The following is a 7,138-nucleotide window of genomic DNA, read 5'->3' as shown; positions in this document are numbered from 1 at the left end:
TTTCCAATGTCATTTCTCAATTAGAAAAACCTTGTTGTATCGGGCCTGCTTTTCAATCATTCTTCCATTGATGAAGGGAATCAGCGGTTTTTCACCATCCTTCTAGAAGGCTGGTGATTTAAGGGGGCAAGCCGCTGATCAAACCCGTTTCTCAAATGGATAAGCCTTGTCGCATCAGGAGCGCCTCTCAAACATTCCCCCACTGCTCAAGAGAAACAACCGTTTTTCACCAGCCTTCTAGGCATTCACACATTTTTCGCCCGCGCATACGATAAGGTGAAGCCAATGTTCACTACACGTGGACGAAAAGGGGGTAGGCTACATGAACAAATGGATGGTATGGTTGTGTTCGCTTCTTCTCCTTCTGCCGCTCGCTGCCTGCGGCAACGGCAACGGCGAAGGAGAAAAGCCGCTGAAAAACGTCCGGCTCGCCGAAGTGACGCACTCGATTTTTTACGCGCCGCAGTACGTCGCCTTAGCGAAAGGCTTCTTTAAAGAAGAAGGGCTCGATGTCGAGCTGACGACGACATGGGGCGGCGACAAAACGATGACGACGCTGCTGTCCGGCGGCGCGGATATCGCCTTGGTCGGCTCGGAAACATCTATTTACGTCTATGCGCAAGGGACGGATGACCCGGTCATCAATTTTGCGCAACTCACACAAACTGACGGCACGTTTCTCGTTTCCCGCCAAAAAATCGACCACTTTACGTGGGAGATGTTGAAAGGAAGCACGTTCCTCGGTCAGCGGAAAGGCGGCATGCCGCAGATGGTCGGCGAATTTGTGTTGAAACAACACGGCATCGACCCGCATCAAGACTTGAAGCTCATTCAAAACGTCGATTTTGCCAACATCGCCAACGCGTTTGCGAGCGGGACCGGCGATTTCGTCCAGCTGTTTGAACCGACCGCGAGCATTTTTGAGCAAGAAGGAAAAGGCTACATCGTCGCTTCCTTTGGCACCGAGTCCGGGCGCGTCCCGTACACATCGTACATGGCAAAGCAAAGCTATATAAAAGCGAACAAAGACGTCATTGAAAAATTTACGCGCGCCATCTACAAAGCCCAGCAATGGGTGGCATCGCACAGCACCTCGGACATCGCGAAAGCCATTCAGCCGTATTTCAAAGACACCGATTTGGCCCTCATCGAAAAAGTGGTTGATCGCTACAAAAGCCAAGGCACCTACGCGACCGATCCGATTTTGGATGAAGACGAATGGAACCACTTGCAAACGATCATGGATGAAGCCGGCGAGCTGCCAAAACGCATCGATCTCGAAACGCTGGTGGATTCATCGTTTGCCAAAAAAGCGATGAATAAGTAACGAAAGCGGGTGAATCGGATGTTTCTTGCCATCGACCGCCTCTCGCACACGTATTTTACGAAAACGACCGCCGTCACCGCGCTCGATCAAGTGTCGCTGTCCGTCGAGAAAGGAGAATTTGTCTCCTTTCTCGGCCCAAGCGGCTGCGGCAAAACGACGTTGCTGTCGATCATCGCCGGACTCATTGAGCCGACGGAAGGATCGGTCTGCATCGACGGCGAGCCGCTTTGGCCGCGGGAAACGAACGCCGCTATGGCGCGCCGGGCGGGCGGAACGGATTCACCGATCCGCCGCGCGGTCGGCTACATGCTTCAGCAAGACTACTTGTTTCCATGGAAAACGATCGAAGAAAACATCTTGCTCGGCCTCCACATCACGGGGACGTTGACGCCGGAAACGAAAGAGCGCGCGCTCGCCCTGCTTGCTGAGATCGGCCTTGGCGGTGTCGAATCGTATGATCCGAGCCAGCTGTCCGGCGGCATGCGCCAGCGCGCGGCGCTTGTGCGCACGTTGGCGACCGACCCGAAGCTGTTGCTGCTCGATGAGCCGTTTTCCGCCCTTGACCAACAGACGAAGCTGAAATTGGAAGAGCTTGTTTGGAAAACGTTGAAACAATATGAAAAAACGGCGGTGCTCGTCACGCACGACATCGAGGAAGCCATCGCCATGAGCGACCGCATTTTCTTGTTTTCGCCGCGGCCAGGGCGCCTCGTGCGGACGTTTCTCATCCCCAATGAATTGCGTCGCTGCCCGCCGCTTTCCGCTCGCCAGCATCCAGCGTTTTCTCCGCTGTTCCAATCCATTTGGAAGGAGATGGAGTCGCTTGAATCCAGTCGATAATCGCATCAAAGCGCTGCATGACGCCTATCTGGCCGCGCTCCGCAAAGAGCGGCGCGTGATCCGTCTTGGGCAAACCGCGCTCCTTGTCGCCTTTTTCGCCGTCTGGGAAGCGGTGAGCCGCTTCCATTGGGTCGATCCGCTCTTGTTCAGCTCTCCGTCCGCCATTTTCAAGCTGTTCTTGGAAAAAATCGGCGATCATTCTCTTCTCGCGCATACGTGGGCGACTTTGTTTGAAACGATGCTCGGGTTTGTCATCGGCACGGCCGGCGGCGCGCTGATCGGCGCGTTGCTTTGGTGGTTTCCGCGCCTCGCCAAAACGCTCGACCCGTATTTAGTCGTCTTTAACGCCATGCCGAAAGTCGCGCTCGGACCGATGTTGATCGTCGCCCTCGGGCCGGGGTTTACCTCGATTATCGCCATGGGGGTCGTCATCTCGATCATCATTACAACGATTGTCGTTTATGCTTCGTTTCAAGAAGTCGACCCGAACTATATGAAAGTGTTGCGGACGTTCGGCGCCACCCGCTACCAATGTTTCAAAGAAGCGGTGCTGCCGGCATCGTTTCCTGCCATCATTTCCACGCTGAAAGTGAACGTCGGCCTCGCTTGGGTCGGCGTCATCACCGGCGAATTTCTCGTCTCGAAACAAGGGCTCGGGTATTTGATCATTTACGGGTTCCAAGTGTTCAATTTCACTCTCGTCCTCATGAGCCTGCTCATTGTCGCCTTGCTGTCGACGGTGATGTACCAGCTGGTGGCCGTCATCGAGAAAAGATGGAGCAGCCGCCGCTAGCGGGAGGCGCACGCCAAGGCTTGGCGCCTCTTTCATCGGCGGCGCGCCTAACAAGCTGGTGAAAAAACCGCTGTTTTCCATTGATCAATAGGGGAATGTGTGAAAAACAGTTACCGATGCTACATGGTTTCTCTGTTTGAGAAACGAGACGGAGAAGCGCCCTTCTTCCATCACAGAGCTCCTAACGCCGCCTCGGCGTGTCGTTGTTTTTGTGATTCCCAGTACCTTTCAGAGATCCTAACGCCGCAAAGCGAGCGTTCGCTCGGCATTGGCGGTGTCGCTCGACTCGATCCGCCAGCGTGCGGCAACAGAACCGGTTTCGCTGGCGCTTGAAACGCGGGACGGCAACATCCCGTTCGCCGGCGACGGATCGGCTGCCCTCAACCAATCCACCCGCGCCGTTTAATTTCCGCAAGCGCCAACGGAAGCACGTCATCCTTCATAAGATAGCTAAACCGCTGATCGGCGCGGATCGGATCCGGCAGCGCCTCAAGCAACACCGGGCCGTTCGTCTCCGCATAGGACCTCCGCTCCGCAAGGCTGGCGATCTCAGCGAAATAAATGTTTTTCACGATATCTGGCTCGACCTCGTATTGACCGATGTATTCGAGCCGACCGACGACTCCGCCCGTTTCTTCCTTCACCTCGCGGACCGCGGCGGCCGCGGCGGTTTCCCCGCGTTCCACTTTGCCTCCGGGAAACTCAAGGCCCCGGCTCGGATGATCCGTCAGCAACCACTGGCCTTGGTAGCGGCAAATGACCCACACATGCCCGGGGGTCGAGGAAAACGGATGGTCCGCAAAGGCCAGCCGGACGCGATACCCGTAATAATCGCGAAATTCATGCATCGGACTCGCCCCTTTCCCCTCCCCATTATACCGAAAAAAGCCGCCCCGTCTGCGGCTTTTTTACTCGTTCGTTTCGTTTTCAGCGGGAAGAATGCCAAGCGAGCGGATGTGCGCCTTCGCCTCCTCATTGCCGAGCCGATAGATCTGCTCGTAAATCTTTGTCAGCGTCCGATCATAGGCGTCGTTTTCCCGATCATAATGGTATTGGACGTACGGAACATGGGCGCGCCAAAACGCCTGCCAATCCGTCGAATAGTTTTGGTCGAAATACTCGCGCAGCTCAGCGATTTCCCGATCGGTCGCTTGAATTTCAAAATCCCATGACGACGCCGTCTTCAGCTGCGAAATTTCCCCCGTGGCCATGGAAACGTAGTACGTCTTCTTCCGTTCGTCTGCCATACTCGTTCACTCCTTCTGCTCTTTTTGTTTAGTGTGGGGGGATCAAGAAAAAATATGCACCGTTCAATCGCGAAACTGTTTCTGTTGCATTGGGTTTGGCCGTACTGATCGGGAAAACAATGCGGCCGAAAGCTGTCTCGCAGCCTGCAACCGGGGCGGTTCGCCAGCGCGGGAAACACCGCGCCGGCGGCCGCGTTTTCAACGTCGATACGGCAGAAAAGCGCGCTCATTCTCCTTTCGCTCCCGGCATCGCCCTGCCAAAACGGGTCATTCCCCTCCAACCAAGGCGAGCAATACGCGGTTCATTTGATCTCGTCTTTCAATAGCTCGATCGCTTTACGCAGCACGGCTGGAATCGGAACGCCGGCCCGACCGGCGTTTTCGACAATCGAGATAAATTCGTTGGCGATATAGAAAAAGACAATGGCATCGCGTATGATGTGCATATTCCAGCCGATGGCCAAATCGACGAGATGTGCAGCGGCCACCAAAACAAAAATCAACAGCTTGCGGATGATGCCGCGAAACCCGACTTGGCTAGACAACTTCCCTTCCAGCGCGCTAGCAATCATGCCGGTCATATAGTCAACAACAACAAGCGCTACCAAAACGACGACAAATGAATCCACGCTGCCGACGAATATCGACAGAAGCGAACCGAATAGAGAGATTCCCATCATAGGCGCCGATTTATTCACATGCCTCCCCCTCTTCCTCAAGGTGCGCTTCACTATCTTATGCAGGCGGAAGCGGGGCGGCCGCGGCGTTTTTCTTATCCATTCCTTTATTCGACAAAATGACAGAGGGTGTCCAAAAAGATCGGGACACCCTCCATCATCGCTATATTATTATTATATAGACTTCCATGACGAAACATTTTCGTCTCTATCGGAAGGATAAAAATGTCCTTATGTTGAATGCTGGAACTTTACGTATTTTCGAATTCGGGTATTTTCAGGATAGATACTAAACGGCTTCCTTTCCAGACGATATGCTCTGTCTTTCTTGAGGGGGAGATCGCCTTTTGAATCAGCCCCTCTGTCGTCGCTACTTATATACGTAATGACCGTGTTTGGCGCACGATCTGTCGCGCCATCTTGGAGGTCGGTGATTTAAGGGGAAATTCTGCTCTCCAACAGTGTTTCTCAAATTAAAAAACGTTGCAACGTCATCATTTCGTTCGTTGTGATTTTTCACCCATCGAACGAATCTGCTGTTTTTTACCATCCACCTTGAAAATCACCGACCGTTTTGGTCAACCTCTGCCGTTTATCGTCCCAAAAACGATTTCAGCATCCAAACATGCTTTTCCAAGCTGCGGTGAATCCCAAGCAGCATGTCTCCCGTTGTTTCATCGCCGACTTCGTCTGCGACTTGCATCCCTTCTTTCAATTCTCCAATCATCGTTTCAAAATCGCCGACAATGGCGGCGACCATTTGCTCGGCCGTTTCCGTCCCGGATGCTTCCTTGACCGATGCCTGCTCCAACGCGCCTTTCATCGTCGCCACCGGCTTGCCGCCGAGCGCCAACAGTCGCTCAGCCAGCGCGTCAATATGAACGGCCGCTTCATTGTACAGCTGTTCAAACTTCTCATGCAAAGTGAAAAACTGCGGCCCGGTGACGTACCAATGGTAGTTGTGTAGCTTCACATACAGCACAGTCCAGTTTGCGATTTGCTTGTTGACAATGTTTGTTAACGATTTTTCCATACTCATTCCTCCCTATGGTTTCTTTACCCAGCCTACCCGCTGTTGAAACACCCGAATCTTGCCGATGAATAGGTTGCCCGATTCTAGCGGAAATATGAATGCGGGCGCCGGTGCATGGTATAATGGAAAGAAAAAGGCAGGCGCTGTTATGTACTGGCCGCTCGCGATTGGTTTGCTCATCATGGCAGTCATTCTGTTCTTGGCAACCGTCACCACTTCAACAGCGTATAGGTATAAACATCCCATCGCCCCGCTGCCCGAGAAACCAATCGACCAACAACAAACCGGCCCAAAGCAGCCGCAGTAGCGGCGCGGGCCGGCTTGTTCATCAGCCAAACACCTTTTTTAGCTCTTCTTTTTCCTGCGACAGCCAAAAGCGCATCAACTGTTTGGCCGCCTCGAGGTCATGCAGCTTCGCCTGGCCGCATTGCCGCTCGGTCGCCGCCGGCACTTCTGCCGCCTCGAGCGCGTCCTTCATCGCTTCTTCCAACAAATCGATGACGTCGTCCACAGTCGGCGATCCGCTGACGACAAGGTAAAACCCGGTCTGGCAGCCCATCGGCGAGATGTCGATAATATCGAAATGATCGTATTTCGCCGCATGTTTGCGCAGCGTATACGCCAATAAATGTTCGAGCGTATGAATCGCCGCCGGATCCATCGCCTCTTTGTTCGGTTGGCAAAAACGAATGTCAAACTTATTCACAACGCCGTCGCTGCCGACTTTGTGAACGCCGCAGTGCCGCACGTACGGCGCTTTGACCGCGCAATGATCGAGCTCAAAGCTTTCCACTGGTGAAGGCATGTTCCATCACTCCTGACCATTTAGTTTCGTTTTTATCATAACCAAAACGGCGCCCGTCCCGCACCTTTTTTGCCTGCTTCCGCTCCCGGCTTTCCCTGCGCGCGTCTTTTCTTGAATATCGAACCCATTTGTTCTATGCTAAAGACAGTGAAACACGGAAAGGAATGGTGTTCGGTTGGCCCAACTCATGATCGCGCTCATCCGCTTTTACCAGCGGTTTCTCTCCCCGCTCAAACCGCCGACATGCCGCTTTTACCCGACCTGCTCGAACTACGGGATCGAAGCGATCCGCCGCTTTGGCGCGCTCCGAGGAGGATGGCTGACGACAAAGCGCATTTTGAAGTGCCATCCGTTCCATCCGGGCGGTTTTGACCCCGTTCCTGAACCTTCTCAACATCTGAAAAAAACAAAATAGT

Annotated in this window: 11 protein-coding genes; 5 read left to right on the top strand and 6 right to left on the bottom strand. The window is 53.7% G+C overall.

What is annotated here, in order from left to right:
• The first annotated feature begins 322 nt into the window (after nt 1–322).
• The 3 genes from B4113_RS08755 to B4113_RS08745 are packed head-to-tail and all read left to right on the top strand — an operon-like array spanning nt 323 to nt 2,960.
• Nucleotides 323–1,327, top strand: a complete 1,005-nt coding sequence (locus tag B4113_RS08755; protein WP_033844384.1) for an ABC transporter substrate-binding protein — start codon at nt 323–325, stop codon at nt 1,325–1,327.
• Nucleotides 1,328–1,345: 18 nt separating this feature from the next.
• A complete protein-coding gene (locus B4113_RS08750; RefSeq protein ID WP_033844386.1) occupies nt 1,346–2,167 on the top strand; it encodes an ABC transporter ATP-binding protein in 822 nt (273 codons plus the stop codon).
• Entirely contained in the window at nt 2,151–2,960 is an 810-nt protein-coding gene (locus B4113_RS08745; protein WP_033844387.1) for an ABC transporter permease, read from the top strand. The genes B4113_RS08750 and B4113_RS08745 overlap by 17 nt, the downstream gene beginning before the upstream one ends.
• Before the next feature lie 237 nt (nt 2,961–3,197).
• Here the strand turns inward: B4113_RS08745 and B4113_RS19855 are convergent, their stop codons facing one another.
• The 5 genes from B4113_RS19855 to B4113_RS08725 all read right to left on the bottom strand — a co-directional run bounded on the left by B4113_RS19855 (nt 3,198) and on the right by B4113_RS08725 (nt 5,917).
• Complete coding sequence (locus B4113_RS19855) at nt 3,198–3,344, bottom strand: hypothetical protein (RefSeq protein ID WP_156102742.1); 147 nt, start codon at nt 3,342–3,344, stop codon at nt 3,198–3,200.
• The gene (gene ytkD / locus B4113_RS08740; RefSeq protein ID WP_033844389.1) at nt 3,341–3,808 is read right to left on the bottom strand and encodes an RNA deprotection pyrophosphohydrolase; all 468 of its coding nucleotides are present in this window, start codon (nt 3,806–3,808) and stop codon (nt 3,341–3,343) included. The genes B4113_RS19855 and ytkD overlap by 4 nt, the downstream gene beginning before the upstream one ends.
• A 60-nt stretch (nt 3,809–3,868) precedes the next feature.
• The gene (locus tag B4113_RS08735; RefSeq protein ID WP_033018288.1) at nt 3,869–4,207 is read right to left on the bottom strand and encodes a hypothetical protein; all 339 of its coding nucleotides are present in this window, start codon (nt 4,205–4,207) and stop codon (nt 3,869–3,871) included.
• A 302-nt stretch (nt 4,208–4,509) separates the two neighbouring features.
• On the bottom strand, nt 4,510–4,905 hold the full coding sequence (locus B4113_RS08730) for a holin family protein (protein WP_033018291.1): 396 nt from the start codon (nt 4,903–4,905) through the stop codon (nt 4,510–4,512).
• Nucleotides 4,906–5,476: 571 nt separating this feature from the next.
• On the bottom strand, nt 5,477–5,917 hold the full coding sequence (locus tag B4113_RS08725; RefSeq protein ID WP_033018292.1) for a Dps family protein: 441 nt from the start codon (nt 5,915–5,917) through the stop codon (nt 5,477–5,479).
• A gap of 64 nt (nt 5,918–5,981) precedes the next feature.
• Between B4113_RS08725 and ytzI the strand changes: the two genes are divergently transcribed.
• Complete coding sequence (ytzI, locus tag B4113_RS20490; protein WP_339232736.1) at nt 5,982–6,224, top strand: YtzI protein; 243 nt, start codon at nt 5,982–5,984, stop codon at nt 6,222–6,224.
• Between the two features lie 21 nt (nt 6,225–6,245).
• Here ytzI and B4113_RS08715 read toward each other — a convergent pair whose 3' ends face one another.
• On the bottom strand, nt 6,246–6,722 hold the full coding sequence (locus tag B4113_RS08715) for an S-ribosylhomocysteine lyase (protein WP_033844392.1): 477 nt from the start codon (nt 6,720–6,722) through the stop codon (nt 6,246–6,248).
• 187 nt (nt 6,723–6,909) lie between these two features.
• Between B4113_RS08715 and yidD the strand changes: the two genes are divergently transcribed.
• A complete protein-coding gene (yidD, locus tag B4113_RS08710; protein WP_033845000.1) occupies nt 6,910–7,137 on the top strand; it encodes a membrane protein insertion efficiency factor YidD in 228 nt (75 codons plus the stop codon).
• Nucleotide 7,138 lies beyond the last annotated feature (1 nt).

This window comes from Geobacillus sp. B4113_201601, assembly GCF_001587475.1.
In the GTDB taxonomy this organism is placed as follows: domain Bacteria; phylum Bacillota; class Bacilli; order Bacillales; family Anoxybacillaceae; genus Geobacillus; species Geobacillus icigianus.
Note: the sequence above shows the minus strand (reverse complement) of the source record. Positions and strands in the feature narration are given on the sequence as shown.